The organism is Pseudoalteromonas sp. PPB1 (assembly GCF_015356275.1).
GTDB classification, from domain to species: Bacteria; Pseudomonadota; Gammaproteobacteria; order Enterobacterales; family Alteromonadaceae; genus Pseudoalteromonas; species Pseudoalteromonas rubra_D.
Genome location: NZ_JACEQV010000007.1, coordinates 110,367 through 125,752, shown reverse-complemented (window position 1 = coordinate 125,752; position 15,386 = coordinate 110,367). Strand labels below are relative to the sequence as shown.

Sequence of the window (15,386 nt, the reverse complement as noted above, 5' to 3'; positions counted from 1 at the left end):
TTCGTTATTGCTGACGATAGTGTTCAAAAAACCGCTGCATTCGCTCCATCGCAGGCTCCAGCTCATCCATATGCGGTAAAAACACCAAACGGAAATGGTCCGGCTGGGGCCAGTTGAACGCTCTTCCATGCACCAGCAGAATTTTCTCTTCACGCAACAAATCGAGCATCATTCGCTCATCATTTTTCACATTGAAATGTTGCGTGTCAATTTTAGCGAATGCGTACAACGCCCCCATGGGTTTGACACAAGATACTCCCTGCATATCATTCAGCCCTTGCCACGCAATCTGGCGTTGCTCATATAACCGCCCACCAGGTTGGATCAATGCATCTATCGACTGTACCCCGCCCAATGCCTGCTGAATTGCAAATTGCGCCGGCACATTGGCACATAAACGCATGGATGCCAGCATATTCAAGCCATCGATGAGGTCTTTCATGGCGGAGACTTTGCCACTCAGCACCATCCAGCCCATACGTAAACCTGCTGCCCGATACGTCTTAGCAAGACCATTAAAGGTGATCACGGGTAGATCATCGCACAATGAAGCAATTGACCAATGCTGGGCACCATCGTAAAGGATCTTTTCATAGATTTCATCGCTGAGCAGCAACAGGTTATGCTCTCTGGCAATATCAATGAGTCCCTCCAGCAAAGCTTTGCTATACACAGCGCCGGTTGGATTATTCGGATTGATCAGTACCAGCGCACGTGTATTGGGGGTAATTTTGGCCCGTATATCAGCCAAATCCGGAAACCAGTCAGCCGCTTCGTCACACAAATAGTGTACCGGCTTCCCCCCTGACAACTTAACAGAAGCGGTCCATAACGGATAATCAGGGGCCGGGATCAGTACCTCATCGCCATCATTTAGTAGTGCCTGAGTGACCATCTGAATAAGTTCACTGACGCCATTACCAATAAAAATATTATCTACGCTGATATTTGGCAGATTTTTTTGCTGATAATGCTGATAAACGGCCACTCTCGCAGAATAAAGCCCTTTAGAATCACAGTAACCCTGAGCGTCTGACAAATTACGAATGATATCACGGTGCATATCCTCAGGCATATCAAAGCCAAAGGCAGCCGGATTGCCGATATTCAGCTTGAGAACCTTAGTGCCCTCGTCTTCCATTTTCTTTGCCTGCGATAACACAGGACCACGAATGTCGTAGCACACCCCATTGAGTTTGCTGCTTTTAGTAATTTTTATCATTATTTCTCCCCATTCAGCCTACTAGAATAGCGCCCCAATGACTGGAAGAAAAGGAGATTTCTTGATGAAGATAAAAACAAGGTTTAAGGGAAAGTAGAGTGATTTTACAAAAAAAGAATAATACCAATTTGCTTAATTAAGTGTTCTACTTTGAGGCAAGAAAATAGGGTCGGTAACTAGGCAAAAATTTTGCTATTTAGTTGTTCTAAATGAGAAATTTTTAACGCCGTTAGCGTCCTATTTGCTCCTTCAAATAGAACAGGTATTAAGTGAAATTGGTATAAGCTGCCAGTAACGAAAAAAACAGCTCATCATGAGTAGTGAGCTGCCTATTGGAGCAACGCTCGTACGCGAGCGAAGCACATCATTCTATGCATTGGCCATCAACCATTGCTGCAATTTTACAGTAGAGCCAGCTACCTGTTGAGATAAGTTGCCTAACGACTCTTTGGCAGAATTGACATCTCCCTCAAGCAGAAACAGCTCAATCTCACGGGCACTGTCAGACAAACTCATTGCACCAAACTGTGCCGCATTCGATTTTAGGCTGTGCGCATTGCGTGTCGCTGCCTCCAGATCTCCAGGTAACGACTCACGGACTTCACGTTCCAGTCGTTCAAATTCACTGATGCAAAATACTAAGGTGTCTGAAAATTGCTCACCTAACAGGGACTGCATCGTATCCAGGCAAGCTTCATCAATTATTACATTCATATTAGTCCTTTTCATTATCAGGCTAACAAACCCAGCAAAAGCCTCTCTATATTGTTAATGCTAGCTAAGAGGGTCCTAAACTGCAAACTATGATATGATCTGTAACAGAAAAAACAGTAAAATAATGCGATGAAACGAGCCTTTTGCGACCACTGCCACTTTCCATTACGGACATGCGTTTGCCCATTCCTGGGCAGCCTCATTCACAATCGCTGTAAGATAGTGGTATTACAACACCCCAGTGAGGTCAAAGTAGCCAAAAACACCGTTCGATTACTGTCACTACAACTCAGTAATATCGAGGTCGTTCAAGGGGAATCTGAAGCCGACTTTAGCGATATCCGTAGCCGACTGAAGTCGCAAGTCTGTGCCCTGCTTTATCCCTCTGAAAACGCAATGACGCTCGATGAAACGAGAGTTCAGCAAGAGCAGCCAAACATAGAAACATTGGTCGTGCTAGACGGTACCTGGAAGAAGGTACACAAAATGCTCATGCTTAATCCCTGGTTGATGAGCCTGTCACATGTGTCGTTCGCGAACTTGCCTGAAAATCAGTATCATATTCGTAAAGCTGAGCAGGCATTCAGCCTCTCGACCCTAGAAGCGACCGCCCATTTTTTACACCTTTATGAACAGATCTCACCAGCCCCTTTCTATCAGGCGCTGGCTGGTATGATTGGGCAACAGACCAGACACATGCCAGATCACGTAAAGCTTAGGTATCTGAGTGACGAATAACAGGTCGACTAACCGATTAAAACGCCAGTTTTTCCGTAATGGTCCGGATTATCGCTTTGGCGATCAAGCCAGTTTTGATGAAATCAAAACCACTTTCGGTTTTAAAACCATTACCTTAGGCGCCTGGGTGAGTAAGGAAGAGCAGTATATAGCAGCTAACCTGCTCTACGATGCGCTGGCTGATCTTACTCAGATCTTGTCACTGCCCCCTGTTGCGATTGGTTTACGAGGTACATTGAACCTGGCCTTCGGTAGCGGTGGACAGGCCGGTGTGCAGGCCCATTATGACAGCAACAAGCGTACCCTGGCACTGGCTAAGAACGCAGGAGGCGGTGCACTCGCGCACGAATGGTGGCATGCTTTTGACCACTACATTGCCAAACACATGTTCCATGAGGCGCGCGCGCACGACTTTGCATCCGCACTTTGGCTGGTGCAGCCGCCTATACTGTCACACCCGCTTAATGAGCAGCTCGATGCATTATTTCGCTTGTTATTTCTGAGCAGTAGCGCAAACGAGCCGAGTGATTATTTTAAACATGCGGTGTTGCTGGATAAAGCACGTGGTGGCCAGTATTATGCGAGACCACAGGAGCTAACCGCACGCGCATTTGAATGGGTCATCGCGAATCACCCCCAGATCCATAATGCTTTTTTAGTGGACGACGTACTCGACTCCACATTACAGCTCCAGGGCGGCTTTCCCGACCCCAGCATCGCGGCAGCAACGCTCACAGCCACAACTAACTATTTTCAGATGCTAGGTGCTGCGTTATATCGTCAAGCGCAATGAATTGTGTTAACCACGCCTTATATTCTTCAAACGGAAGTGGTCTGGAAATATAAAACCCCTGGCCAATATCACAGCCAAACGCTTTCAACATTTGGTAGCAATGCACGCTTTCAACGCCTTCAGCAACTACCATAGAGCCCAAATTGTGTGCCATATCACAGGTCGCCTTGCAAATCGTTTGATTAGTCGCTGAGCTGGCAATATTCATCACAAAACTCTTATCTATCTTTATCTCATCAACTCCAAGCTGGCTCAGGTAAGCCAGTGAAGAATACCCAGTGCCGAAATCATCTATGGCCATTTTGACACCAAGGCGCTTAAAACCATCAATGATCTCATTCAGGTCGACTTCATTAGCAAGAGTTACGGACTCTGTGATTTCCAGCATAAGCTGAGATGGTGCCAAATTTAACTGACTGATTAGGGTTATCAATTGTACCGCCAAATCTTTTCGGCCAATGTCTTTGCCCGAGACGTTGAGTGACAAAACATGTTGCGAATAAATGCTACACAGCTCGGCTTGTAAAGATAATGCCTGCTCAACCACCCAGTCGGTAATTTCAGGGATCATGCCAGAGGCTTCAGCAATAGGAATAAATTCATCCGGCGGAATAACACCTAACTCGGGATGATGCCAGCGCAACAACACCTCTGCGCCAAATACCTCCCCTTGCTGCAACTTAACCTGAGGCTGGAAATACAAGGTAAACTGATTTTGCGAAACCGCATATTTCAGCGAAGACGCCACCTTAACCCGCCGCTCCAAATACAAAGAGTCATTATGATCGAACAACTGCCATTTTTGCGTGCCCAGCGGCCGTGCCGATATCGCCTGTAAAGCACGTTGCATTAATGCTTCGGTGGATTGTGCATGAACTGGGTTACTGGCTACGCCTATTTCAAGCTGATCAACAAGTAACTCTCCTTTAAAATTGATCCCTTCTTCAAAAATTGAAGCCAGCAAGCATGCATATTGCTCAACCTGGCTTAGCTCTAACTTGCCACGCAAGACAATAGCAAACAGGGTGTCATCCAGCCGATAGATCTGCGTTTTGCTGTTCGGCTCAGCGGCGATTGTCACCCGGCCATAGGTATCCAACTGCACTTGTACTTTTTTCAATAAAGACTTGAGCTGAATCGCAGCATAATCCCAGCCCATATTCAGTCTGATCACGCTCAGTACCTTTGGTCGAAACATCACCAATGTGTGATGCTGATGCGTGCTTTGCAAACCATCAAGGGCTTTTTGTAGCATATGTCGATTAGGTAACCCGGTTTCTTTATCATGGTTTGCATACTGGAGTAACAGCAGCTTTTTCTGCCTTTCATGCCAATAGACGAAATAAGCCAACAATAACACATGCCCCGTCAGTAAAGCATGATTGAGCAGGTAGTAGCGTGAACTGGCAAGCACACCCAGCTGACCCAGCATCAGGATCACCAGTAACACCAATGCGGGCGTAAAAACAAGGGCCAGCAAACGCGCTTCGCGTTGATGTTGGGGTGGCTGCACACACAGTATATAGGCCACATAAGCGGTCACAACCAACGCGGCCATCACCTGAAACAACAGCTGGTAACTGGCATGCAGTGGCGCGCTGATACACACCACCAGCAAAAGCGCCCACAGCAAACGCCATAGATAATACTTATGCTGCTCATTGAGGCGCTTTTGGGCTGTAAAATAATGGAAGAAACACAGCAAGCAAGCCAATGAAAGTAAGAAGAACTGACTATTGTATGTCACCAGTGCACCACTCATCACTGTCGGGAACAACAACACATTTATTCCGCTCTCAGCGCCACTGATAACCGCAATCAGTATGACGTAGCCCGCAATGGCCAGTAACCCAGGCCGGAACTGCGAAACAGCCATCATGACAAGAAAAAAAGCAACAAAATAGATACTGCCCGTCTCAACACCAAACAAGAATACTCTGTGACTAAATAACTGCACAAAGTCGGGTTCTGACGCCATAGAAATGGATAATACCTGGGGATGCGTGCCCTGAGCCTGAATAAAAAGCTGCGCGCTCAGCTCACTTCGTGGCACTTTAATATGCGGCAGTACCGCCTGAGCAGGTGAGGCAAGCTCTTTTGCCGGAGCAATCAGTGTATACTGGATCAGCTTACCTGAGCGCTCAAGATAGAACCTGAGAACCCCCTGGATTGGCTGAGCATATATCACTTGCTCACCTTGTGTATTGGCCGGAATCTCGACGCGTACCCAAGTTGCAATGCCACGCTGCAATTTAATATTCTGATTTGACCCTGACATTTGCGCCGTCATTTGACGGATCTCCGCCAGAGTCAGTTGATTTGTCGCATCATTATAAGTTGTGAGCGAAATTGGCGCCTGATTGCCTGCGAATAGATCACTGGGCTGAGCATGGCTCTCTAAAATCAGGCCTGTCGTTACAATCAACAATACTGCTATCACGCGTATCACGCCTGACCACATCCCAACCTCCTTGAGCAAGTGGTATATATAGCTCAGCCGATCAGCGAACCAGTTGCAGCAGAGGCTTGTTTCGCTGACTTCAGATAAGTACCAACACCACTGTGCGCGTATTCAATTTTGCACATCGCGATGTAGCGGTAATGTTAAGTATGGAAGCTGAAGTTTGAATTGCCAGTATCAAGTTAAAATATTCTCACTGCTGCTGGCATAAGAAGGGGCAAGTAAGACAGCGGTAAGTGGCGTTTGGAGGTGCGCTACTTACTCGCTGGTAGATTTAATTTGCGCTCACGCTATCAGCGATTATCATCACTGATCCGACTTGCGATTGCACTGTTCTGCCCTTTGTATTTCGCATCTTTTCGCATGTTGTAAGGTGCTTCAGCAGGGCTGCTCAGGGTTTCAAAGCTCAGTGCGCCTATCTTCATCTTAGGCCTCAGTGCCAATGGTAACTTGCCCGAATTATAAAACTCCAGCACGATATTTCCCGACCAACCCGGATCAATGCGATGTGCCGTTACATGTACCATCAAGCCAAGCCGAGCTAGCGAGGAGCGCCCATCCAGCCAGCCAACTAAATCTGCCGGTAAAGTCACGGATTCATAGGTCATTGCCAACGCCAGCTCACCAGGGTGCAGGAAAAATGCCTGACCATCTTCGAGCACAATTTCATCACTCATGATGGATTCCATTGCAGCATTAATCTGCTCTTTTGGTCCGCTCAGATCAACGTAAGGCGCAGCATGGTCCTGAAACACTCGAAACTTGTTGCCCAGGCGCAGGTCAACGGTAACCCCTGAGATCATCTCATCGCCGGCGATGGCTGGATTTGAATGTGTTGTTTCTTTATAGCTTGTTTTATGTCTCTGTCAGAGAGTCTCATTAGTTAGTCATCCGTTATTAGAATTTCGACCCCTTGAGTCGATTGTGATTGTAAATACAACATGCTGCTGATCAGCTGCGCGCAATAAATGTAATGATCTTTTATCGCCAGCGACTGAGCTGTGATGTTCGCACCTTGTTCAGAGTTTTCCCGGATCCCAGTATCAAGCGGAATTTCAGCCAGCAAAGGAACACCATGACGTGCGGCCAGTTTGGCGCCCCCTTCACTACCAAAAATCGCATTTTTACCACCGCAATGCTGACACGAAAAATAACTCATATTCTCGATCAGACCAATAATGGGCAGGTTCACTTTATTGAACATTGCGACGCCTTTTTGTGCATCGGCCAGAGCCAGATCCTGCGGCGTAGTGACCACAATTGCCCCGCTGGCAGGTACTTTTTGCGTCATGGTCAACTGAATATCTCCCGTCCCGGGAGGCATGTCCACTATCAAATAATCCAGCTCACCCCAGGCTGTTTCATTCAGTAGTTGCGTTAATGCTTGTGAAGCCATGGGCCCGCGCCATACCGTTGCGTCGTCCTCCGGTACCAAAAAACCAATGGACATCGCCCGAATACCGTCCTTTTCAAACGGTTTTAAAGTCTTTTCATCAATTGCCTCGGGTTGTTGACCAGTCAGTCCCAGTAATGAGGGGATCGACGGACCGTAAATATCCGCATCCAGAACACCAACTTGTGCGCCCTGGGACGCAAGCCCGGCAGCCAAATTAACGGCTGTGGTCGACTTGCCCACTCCCCCTTTACCTGATGCCACCAAAACAATATGTTTGATTTGCTTAAATTGAGCTGTGCCCGCAACCTTACTTTGGCAGGTAACCTGAATATCTGTATTGAGAGAATCGCTCAGATGTGAGGACAAAACAGCGCCCTGTCCTGACGCCGCGAAAGGTAACATCAGTGATACTTGCCAGAGCCCATCCTGCGATTTGTCTGGGGTGATCTCTGTTATCCACTGCGTATCAATTCCCATTGGAAATATTGCACTGCGGTAGTGCTGCAGGTGAGTTTTGATCTGTTCTTTGATTGGGTCCTTCCTGGTAAATAGTTTTTCAATACCAAACATACAAATAAAACGCCTTGAGGTGATGAAATGGGCGCTGGAATTATGTAACATTCACCTCATTAAAACCAGTCAAATTCGCGTCTGCCGGGATTTTCCCAGCCGTTCTGGTCAGTCTTTTATCAATAATTGACGCACTGACCGGTCCGAAGTTTTTGTTCTTTGCCCAGATAAGCACCGAGCGTGATGCCAGTCGCCAAATCTGCAGAGTCAAACTGAGCCGCTCTATATTCGTGGAATAACTATGACAAAGAGAAAAATTCTCATAACAAGTGCATTGCCGTACGCCAATGGACCGACTCACCTGGGTCACCTGTTGGAATATATTCAAACTGATATCTGGGCGCGTTTCCAGAAACAACAAGGCCATGAAACCTATTATGTCTGTGCCGATGATGCACACGGCACCCCAATTATGCTGAATGCACAAAAGCAAGGCATTACACCTGAAGAGATGGTTCAGCAAGTCAGTATCGAAAGGCAACGTGATTTCGCTGACTTCAACATTGAATTTGACAACTACCACAGCACGCACAGTGATGAAAACCGCGAGCTGAGTGAATTAATTTATACGCGCCTTAACGACAAAGGTCATATCAAAAAGCGCACTATTTCACAGTTGTTTGACCCAGAGAAAAGCATTTTCCTGCCTGATCGCTTTGTCACGGGAACCTGTCCAAACTGTAAAGCAGAAGACCAGAATGGCGATAGCTGTGATGCCTGCGGCGCAACATACAGCCCAACCGAGTTGATTGAGCCTAAATCAGCGATGTCTGGTGCAACGCCAATTTTGAAAGATTCAGAGCACTTTTTCTTTGATTTGCCAGCATTTGAAGACATGCTGAAAACCTGGCTACGTTCAGGCAGCTTGCAGGCTGAAATGGCCAATAAGCTGGACGAGTGGTTTGCAGATGGCCTGCAACAGTGGGATATCAGCCGTGATGCACCTTACTTTGGTTTTGAAATCCCTGGAGCCCCCGGCAAGTACTTTTATGTCTGGCTGGATGCGCCAATCGGCTACATGGCCAGCTTCAAAAACCTGTGTGACAAGCAGGGCCTGAACTTTGATGAGTTCTGGGCGGAGGGCTCAGATGCAGAGCTTTATCACTTCATTGGTAAAGACATCATCTATTTCCACAGCCTGTTCTGGCCAGCGATGCTGGACGGGGCAAACTTCAGAAAGCCGAACAACGTTTTTGCTCATGGCTTTGTCACCGTAAACGGCGCAAAAATGTCTAAGTCAAAAGGTACTTTCGTCAAAGCACGTACCTACTTAGAACATCTGGACCCAGAGTACCTGCGTTATTACTATGCCGCTAAACTAAATAGTGGTGTAACAGATCTTGATTTAAACTTGGAAGATTTTGCACAGCGCGTCAATTCAGACCTGGTTGGCAAAGTCGTAAACATCGCCAGCCGCTGCGCAGGCTTTATCACCAAGAAATTTGACGGTAAGCTCAGCAGCACAGTCATGGACGAAGCATTACTAAACAGCTTTGTCGCAGCCAAAGACAGCATTGCCGGCCACTATGAGAACCGCGAATACAGCCGTGCAGTTCGTGAGATCATGACCCTTGCCGACAAAGCGAACCAGTTTATCGACGCTGAAGCACCCTGGGTACTGGCCAAAAATGAAGATACCCTGGAGCGTGCGCACCAGGTATGTTCACTGGGTCTGAACCTGTTCCGGGCATTGCTGACTTACCTCAAGCCTATTCTGCCTGGTATGGCAAAAAATGTTGAAGCATTCCTGAATACGCAACTGTCTTGGGAAAGCCTGGACACACCGCTGGTTGACCATGAGATCAACAAGTTTAAAGCCCTGATGCAACGTGTTGAACTGGATAAGGTGAATGCTATGGTTGATGCTTCTAAAGAAAGCCTGGAGAAAAAAGTCGGTGGTCAGAGCGCTCAGCCTGCGGCGGACAGCCCACTGGCCAAAGAACCAATCGCGGACGAAATCGAGTTCAATGATTTTGCCAAAGTTGATTTGCGCGTCGCTAAAATTGCCAACGCAGAGCACGTAGAAGGCGCAGACAAACTGCTGAAACTGACACTGGACTTAGGTGGCGAAACCCGCCAGGTGTTTGCAGGTATTAAGTCTGCCTATGCACCCGAAGATCTGATCGGCAAACTCACCGTCATGGTTGCCAACCTGAAGCCCCGCAAGATGCGCTTTGGCATGTCTGAAGGCATGGTTCTGGCAGCAGGTCCTGGTGGCAAAGAAATCTATATTCTTAACCCGGACGAGGGCTCACAACCGGGCATGCGCGTGATGTGATCAGCGCTGCTATTAAGCTAGATTGAACAAACGGGCCATCAGGCCCGTTTTTGTTAAGCGGTTTGAGTGTCCTGAGACAATTCGTCGCGCACTACCATCAGGGCATAGCCCAGCAGGTTTAGTCCATTCCACTTCTGAGGCACACTTGCAAATTCGTGATCTTCTGCCAAACCAATCCCCCAAATTTTATCAACCGGACTGGCCTCGACCAGAACCCTTTTGCCGGTTGAAAGCAAGAACTCCTTCAGTTCAGGGTTTTGTGCAAACTTCAGCATGTTTGCACTGACAACAATATCGAATCGCTTAGCATTCCAGGTGGCTTCATCAAAACCGGTGACAGCCCTGCCCAGCTTTTTAGCCTCGCCAGGATGACCACATTCTAAAATACGCAGCGCCACTTCATGATTATCAAATAGCATCGCCTTGTGGTACATCATGTAATGCTCAGCAGTTTTAAACATCAACCCATGCTGCTCAAAGTAAGCCGGATACCATTGACTGAAACAGGACTTAGAAACACCTGATTTGGCTTTTTGGTGACCCCAGAAAAAAACAAACTTCGGCTTTTTTGATTTCGCAATATACTCGATTAATTGCGTGTTACTACTTATTGCCACAAAGACTTCCTATGTATAATGTGTGTCACTCATGCACAGAGGCTGTTCACCGCCTCTGTGCACCTGATTACTCACTAAGTTAATGTATGTGCCATGATGAACTTCTGTCCGTCCATATCAATGACACTAAATCCATGAGATTCATATAATTTCACGAGATGAGCTTCACAGCGAAGATACAGTGCAGGCAACTTGAGCTTAATTGCCTTGGCAATCGCAAACTCAACCAAAGCCGTTGAGATGCCTTTGCCACGATGCTCAGTCGGCACATACACACCATCAAGCCAATGCTGATAGCCTGAATAACTGGACGTTATTCGCTGCGTGATTTCGCCCGCACCAACCAACTCATCGCCAATATAGGCGGCAAAGCCTGTTCGCGAATCAGATGAGGATAATTTGTCAGTCACGCTTTGCAATGTTGCATTTGGGTCTTTACTGTCCCATTGCTGGTAATACCAATTAGCGATAACCTCAATGTCTGAATGGTCGCTCGATAAGTCGGAGACTTTCATTTGGACTGTCCTGGGTGATTGTTATTGTTCTTAATTCCATTATATGTTCAACGTTTCTTAACCCGTTGAAGTGCCGGCATGGTACAGAGGGTTGAAATTACCCTAGGCACCGCAAAGCCCTAATCTAGTAATTTGTTGAGAGTATTGTACAGTAATTTGGTCCAGTGTGCTTTGTGCATTTCACCTTGCGCAAAGGCCGCGCTAAAGCACGACTTTACACGATAAAGCGTTCGGCGAGCTGCGAAGCGTTGCTTCGGTCTCAGAAAGGTACGAGTGGACACATATCCCTATGGAGGGCTCCCGGCTTTTCATCCATGAAAAGCGTTCGGCGAGCTGCGAAGCGTTGCTTCGGTCTCGCCTCACCCAACCATTTCTTCGCCCTTGGGCGGGGAATATGGGACCCTGATAGTCACCTCAATGCCCTCACCCGGGCTTGAGTTTGCTGAAATTTCCCCTTTGAGCAGTTGCGTAACCAGGTTATAGACGATATGCATGCCCAACCCACAGCCGCCCTGACTTCTTTTCGTCGTTACAAAAGGATCAAACAAGGTTTTCAGACCTGCTTTTGGCATGCCAACGCCGTCATCACGATAGGTCAGTAACCAATACTCTCCAGCCATGCTTGTTGATACCTCAACCTTGCCCTGAGGATGGGCTTCAAAGCCATGGATCATGGAATTGTTGAATAAGTTCGTCATGATTTGATAGATGGCGCCCGGGTAGGTATTCACCAGCATGTCTTCGTCGCCCGTAATGGTCAGGCTGATCTCTTTGCCTTTGCTCAGTGGTAACAAAGAGCTGAAGACATCGGCAATATAGTCCTTCACATTGATGTCTCGTTCAACTTCACTGGATTGATCCACAGCAACCTGTTTAAAGTTGCTGATCAGCATTTGTGCCCTGTCCAGGTTGCGTAAAATAAGCCGATACCCTTCCTCCTGCTCGGCATTAAAACGCTCTAAATCCGTCTGGCGTAGTTGCTTTTCCTGAAGCTTTTCATTGATGTTGTGCAGACACTCCTGATTGTAGGTCAGCGCCGTTATAGCGACGCCCAGTGGCGTATTTATCTCATGGGCGATGCCGGCTACCACATTACCCAATGAGGCCATTTTCTCACTTTCTATGAGCTCTTGTTGGGTACGCTTAAGCTCCATCATAGCTTGTTCCAGTTTCTGGTTTTTCTTGTACAGCTCATCCGTACGCATTGCGACTTTGATTTCAAGTTGTTCATTAAGGGTTTGTAAAGCATTTTGATGCGCCTTCAGCTCCGCGATATCCTTCAATGCCCCAACAATACGCTGCGGTCTGCCATGATGGTCACGGCTCACCACCTTGCCGCGCTCCAATACCCAACTCCACTGGTCTTTTAACGTTTTGACCCGCATGGCGATTTCATAGGTATCCAGCTCTCCTTCAAGGCATGACTCGATCTTTTCTTCCCAGGCAATACAATCTTTTGGATGCACAAACTGATCAATGTCTTCAACTGTCATAGAGGTTTGATTTTTACCATAGTCAATGCGCGGTTTTACGCAGTAACGATAGACTTTTTTGTCCTCCAGATGCCAGTCCCACAGTTCGTCGCCACTGGCCCACAAGCTCAGCTCAAGGCGTTGTTGTAGTTCATTCATGACTCTGTTGTCATTCACAACCTGACGATAACGTGCCTGGCGTTGCCTGAACCACAAAGCGAAGCTGAGTGTTAAGGCCACAATATAAAAAGTTTTAGAGTACCAGTCCCACCACCAGGGCGCCTTTATCTGGATCGTGAAACGATGCACAGGGGACTTCTGGTTGAAGCGATTCACCGTATAAGTCTGTACCTGATAATTACCGGGTTCCAGTTTCAGCAAATTAATTTGCCTGACACCATCTGCGAGTTTCAACCACTGGTCGCTCAACCCAACAATACGATAAAAGAAATTCAGTCGCTCAGAGCCATAATCCAGGCTGGAGTAATGTAAGGAAACGATATCCTGATTGTAATTAAGCAGCAGTTTTTCAGTCAGCTCAGGCGCCAGTGTCAGTTCGCTACTGGCTTCAGGATGTAAGACTTCGCCAAGCAGCTCGATATTGGAGATCAGTAAGGGACGGATCCCAAACGCAATGCGGATCTGTTCAGGGTAAAACTGGTTGAACCCTTTAGCACCGCCAATAAATACCCGACCATCAGGGGCTAACCAGGCTGCATTGTAATTAAATTCATTGTCCTGTACGCCGTCTACAACCAGGAAATTATCGATATTATGATCGTGAATATTAATCCGGCTCAGACCGCCGCTGGTTCCGAGCCAGATATGTTCCTGCTGATCAAAGACCATGGCCCAGACCGCTTCATTGGCCAGTCCATCGGTCACTTTGAGTACTTTTTCCACCTCGAACTGCTTGTTGAGAATGCTGACACCGGATTCGCTGGCCACCCAGACAGCGCCGAGCGAGTCGCGGGACAACATGAACACAATATCTGATGCCAGCCCATTGTTGGTCGTAAGAGATTTGATATTTTGGCCATCGTAATGAAATAAACCATCACCAACACTTCCGAAGTAGAAGCCGTCGCCGTCTACCAGCAATGAAGAGACATGATTGGGTGCCGACACAGATGACGCAAAGAAGGGCAACAGCTTTTTCTGGGCTTCGTCGTAATAAAGCAAACCCAAAGTACGCGAGCTAAGCAAAACCAGCTGTTTAAATACGGTGATATCATTGAAGCTCAGCTCGGGTCCGTTGCCAAAATCAGGCATAAAATAGGTGACTTCACCGCTTATCAGGTTTAACCGTGCGACTCCGGCGCCACGCGACGTCAGCCAGGCATGCTCACCGACAATCTGTATCTTAGTGATAAAAGTATTGGAAAAACGGGCTAGCTGAGGATAAACCTGCTCCACTTTCACAAACCTTTGCTGCTCAAAAATATAACCACCACTGGAAGTTGCGACCCACAGCCTGTCCGATTCATCCAGCGCGAAGCTGCGCACATCTGAATTAGTTAGCGGAGAGTGTGGATAATTATACTCGCCCACATGACCAAAGGTTTCGCTGAGCTGACTAATAAAATGCAAACCCCGAGTCTCTGTCCCTATCCACAGGTCGCTGTTGCTATCGCGAAATACCGAGAGGATACTGCTATCCTGTAAACCCGATTTATTATTGCCACGTTTATACCAACGCTTTTTAATTTCCCCTTTCATATCAAGCAAGTAAACACCATGGCTGGTTGCGACAAAAAGCTCACCAGCAGACGCAAAAACCGAGTGCAGCACCAACTTGGCATCGGGTGTAATTGCGCTTTGCCATAACGCGCGCTCAAACAGCGTATCATAGGCGGTAAGCTGGTTATCTTTACTGATTAAAAAAGCGCGCTCGCCACTAACCATGAGAGATTTATAATCACCATCCAACAACAGGGTTGTTATGCCCGTTTGGCGGTTGTTGACCATTAACCCTTCATCAGAAAGGTAATAAACCAAATTTTTATACACGGTCACATAGCGTATAAAATCCCCTTCCAGCGCCACTTCCTGTGGCTCCAACGTAGCCTTATCAATTACATAATAAAAACCATCTTCCGTGGTCACGGACACTGCGGCGCCCTGGCAGCCAATTGATTGCACCCGATCTGATAGGACCAAAGGGCTAAAATCACTCAAAAAGCTTTGAAATCGTCCTGTCACAGTGTGGTAGACACTCAGCCCGGTGCTGGTGCCAATCCAGAGAGATTCCCCACTGTGGCACAGGGCTGTAATAAATGCCCCGGCCAACGCAAAGGGATCTTGCTGGCGGCTAATAAATTGCTTAAAAGAATGGCCGTCAAATCGATTCAGGCCAGCCTGAGTACCTATCCAGATGTAGCCCAGCTGATCTTCTTCAATGGCGGTAATACTGACCTGACTGAGACCTGATTCATAATCATAATGACGCATCACCTGTGCAGTATCCGAAAACACAGGGACGGCAAACGCGATTGCAGAGTATAGCCAGATCATGAGCGATATGAGGATACTGGCACCTAACTTTGTTTGTTTTGTCTGCTGCTGATACAACCCTATCACCTTTTATACAGGCTCTTTGTTGTAACTATA

10 protein-coding genes and 1 pseudogene are annotated in these 15,386 nt (G+C 47.3%); 3 read left to right on the top strand and 8 right to left on the bottom strand.

The genetic code is table 11. The features are described 5' to 3' along the window. Positions 1–4: 4 nt before the first annotated feature. Together IY568_RS09250 and IY568_RS09245 are read right to left on the bottom strand one after the other, a co-directional pair. Positions 5–1,222 (bottom strand): pyridoxal phosphate-dependent aminotransferase, encoded by a 1,218-nt coding sequence (locus IY568_RS09250; RefSeq protein WP_125563975.1) that lies wholly within the window; start codon positions 1,220–1,222, stop codon positions 5–7. 369 nt (positions 1,223–1,591) lie between these two features. Further along, the gene (locus IY568_RS09245; RefSeq protein ID WP_010381640.1) at positions 1,592–1,936 is read right to left on the bottom strand and encodes an Hpt domain-containing protein; all 345 of its coding nucleotides are present in this window, start codon (positions 1,934–1,936) and stop codon (positions 1,592–1,594) included. Between the two features lie 129 nt (positions 1,937–2,065). Between IY568_RS09245 and IY568_RS09240 the strand changes: the two genes are divergently transcribed. Next, a complete protein-coding gene (locus tag IY568_RS09240; RefSeq protein ID WP_194867395.1) occupies positions 2,066–2,674 on the top strand; it encodes a tRNA-uridine aminocarboxypropyltransferase in 609 nt (202 codons plus the stop codon). Continuing rightward, the gene (locus IY568_RS25280) at positions 2,664–3,467 is read left to right on the top strand and encodes a CLCA_X family protein (protein ID WP_194867394.1); all 804 of its coding nucleotides are present in this window, start codon (positions 2,664–2,666) and stop codon (positions 3,465–3,467) included. Before IY568_RS09240 ends, IY568_RS25280 begins: the two co-directional genes overlap by 11 nt. Here the strand turns inward: IY568_RS25280 and IY568_RS09230 are convergent. From IY568_RS09230 to IY568_RS09220, 3 genes and pseudogenes are all read right to left on the bottom strand, one after another. Further along, positions 3,418–5,928: a putative bifunctional diguanylate cyclase/phosphodiesterase gene (locus IY568_RS09230; RefSeq protein WP_194867393.1), complete on the bottom strand. Its 2,511-nt coding sequence runs from the start codon at positions 5,926–5,928 to the stop codon at positions 3,418–3,420. The two genes, IY568_RS25280 and IY568_RS09230, sit on opposite strands and share 50 nt — an antisense overlap. Before the next feature lie 293 nt (positions 5,929–6,221). Further along, positions 6,222–6,808: pseudogene (dcd, locus tag IY568_RS09225) on the bottom strand (dCTP deaminase). Positions 6,809–6,811: 3 nt separating this feature from the next. Then, positions 6,812–7,894, bottom strand: coding sequence for an Mrp/NBP35 family ATP-binding protein (locus tag IY568_RS09220; RefSeq protein ID WP_194867392.1), 1,083 nt, complete (start codon positions 7,892–7,894; stop codon positions 6,812–6,814). Positions 7,895–8,135: 241 nt separating this feature from the next. Between IY568_RS09220 and metG the strand changes: the two genes are divergently transcribed. Beyond that, positions 8,136–10,172 carry a methionine--tRNA ligase gene (metG, locus tag IY568_RS09215; RefSeq protein ID WP_194867391.1) on the top strand — a complete coding sequence of 679 codons (2,037 nt, stop codon included), beginning with the start codon at positions 8,136–8,138 and terminating at the stop codon, positions 10,170–10,172. A 53-nt stretch (positions 10,173–10,225) separates the two neighbouring features. Here metG and IY568_RS09210 read toward each other — a convergent pair whose 3' ends face one another. From IY568_RS09210 to IY568_RS09200, 3 genes are all read right to left on the bottom strand, one after another. Beyond that, positions 10,226–10,789, bottom strand: coding sequence for an NADAR family protein (locus IY568_RS09210; protein ID WP_125563963.1), 564 nt, complete (start codon positions 10,787–10,789; stop codon positions 10,226–10,228). 74 nt (positions 10,790–10,863) lie between these two features. Further along, entirely contained in the window at positions 10,864–11,304 is a 441-nt protein-coding gene (locus tag IY568_RS09205) for a GNAT family N-acetyltransferase (protein WP_125563961.1), read from the bottom strand. 359 nt (positions 11,305–11,663) lie between these two features. After that, a complete protein-coding gene (locus IY568_RS09200) occupies positions 11,664–15,356 on the bottom strand; it encodes a two-component regulator propeller domain-containing protein (RefSeq protein ID WP_323744738.1) in 3,693 nt (1,230 codons plus the stop codon). Between the last annotated feature and the right edge of the window lie 30 nt (positions 15,357–15,386).

Excerpts from the sequence above, each read along its gene's own strand:
- IY568_RS09230 (WP_194867393.1), bottom strand. The coding sequence starts at position 5,928 with ATGTGGTCAGGCGTGATACGCGTGATAGCAGTATTGTTGATTGTAACG.
- metG (WP_194867391.1), top strand. The coding sequence starts at position 8,136 with ATGACAAAGAGAAAAATTCTCATAACAAGTGCATTGCCGTACGCCAAT.
- IY568_RS09220 (WP_194867392.1), bottom strand. The coding sequence starts at position 7,894 with ATGTTTGGTATTGAAAAACTATTTACCAGGAAGGACCCAATCAAAGAA.
- IY568_RS09245 (WP_010381640.1), bottom strand. The coding sequence starts at position 1,936 with ATGAATGTAATAATTGATGAAGCTTGCCTGGATACGATGCAGTCCCTG.
- IY568_RS09250 (WP_125563975.1), bottom strand. The coding sequence starts at position 1,222 with ATGATAAAAATTACTAAAAGCAGCAAACTCAATGGGGTGTGCTACGAC.
- IY568_RS09205 (WP_125563961.1), bottom strand. The coding sequence starts at position 11,304 with ATGAAAGTCTCCGACTTATCGAGCGACCATTCAGACATTGAGGTTATC.
- IY568_RS09240 (WP_194867395.1), top strand. The coding sequence starts at position 2,066 with ATGAAACGAGCCTTTTGCGACCACTGCCACTTTCCATTACGGACATGC.